Raw genomic sequence first — 1,320 nt, forward strand, 5'->3', positions numbered from 1 at the left:
GGTATTTATTTTTACAAAATATACTCCGCTTCTGTAGGAAGATATATTCATTGATAATGAAGTTTGATCTTCAACTGAAAGGCTCTCGACCCTTCTACCCTGAATATCATATACCTCTACACTTTTAACAGAAATGCTATTAGATTGAATGTTCAGTATATCTCTTGTTGGGTTAGGATAAACGGAGATATTATCAAGAATGTCACTTTTGGAACCTAACGTATTGTCTGGTTCGAATTGAATTGTGAATCTTCCGTTGAACTCCCCTTGATTACTTCTGAATTGATAATCGGTTTCAGATAGATCTGTAATTATTCCTAATTCGTTATCTATAAGGTAAATTTGTGAACTTGAAATATTTGACCCTTCAAGAGAAGCAATGGAAATTGTATACTCCAGGTCTGCTTCAACCTGCGTCGCAAATCCCATTGGAATTTTAATACTACTATCAAACGGTTCCCGGGTTTGAATCCCTAATTGTTCTGTGCCATCTTCAAGATGAGAATACAGAGATACAAGGGTAGCCAGGCGGTTCGAATCCATATTTTCATCAAGGTCTGCTGTTCCTTCGGGTCGGAATCCGATACCTGCATATCCTCTCACTTCATAAGTTTCAGCTTGAACCTTCAATACGATTTTATCCAGGTTTTCCGGTGCTCTTAGCGTTGAATTCCCGGTGGTGAGTCTCATCGAGTTATCAAATGTCACGGTTCCAGAACCAAAGGCTTTAATTCCGAAACCTTGAGCTGTTGAAATTACTCCATTAGGGGTTGTGCTTGTTCCCGGATCATTTGCCGCCGGCATTCCCATTGTACCGTTGTACATAGACAAGTCCCCCATGGATACATTAATGATATTTGCTCCCGGAATTGCTGCACTTGGTGGTGTCAGGTGTTCCCAGAAATAAACTTCGTTGATCAGTGGGTTGCTCGATACCAGTACACTTCCGTCTATGGCCGATGCATACGGATTGGCCAGGAAGTTTGGTGTTCCGTCAGGATTCGTTCCCAGTCCGTTGAATTCGATAGACCTGCTTATATCACCATTGTTTAGTGTTCCTTGAGCATAAGTAAGATCGAATACAATTGTTGAAACCGGTGGTGGTCCGTTATAAGCCGGGTCGATATAGGCAGATTGCGGGTATACCAGGAATCCTTCACCCGGAGTGATAGTTCCTGAAGTATACTCGTTCCAATCGTCCAGATTATCATCCATAAAATTAGTTCCTCCGGCTGGTACCGATGGGTGAGGGATGAAATTCGCGGGTGTGTGTTGCTGAACATTATAAGAAGAGCTAAACACATCGTTTCTGGTTTCGGC

The 1,320-nt window shown here is 42.0% G+C and carries 1 protein-coding gene; it reads right to left on the minus strand.

Features of this window, described 5'->3' with window-relative positions:
- On the minus strand, nucleotides 1-1,320 hold a 1,320-nt coding region (locus tag J1N09_RS15365; protein WP_265201166.1), incomplete at both ends, for a T9SS type A sorting domain-containing protein.

It is taken from the genome of Aureitalea sp. L0-47, from assembly GCF_026126405.1.
Taxonomy (GTDB): domain Bacteria; phylum Bacteroidota; class Bacteroidia; order Flavobacteriales; family Flavobacteriaceae; genus Pukyongia.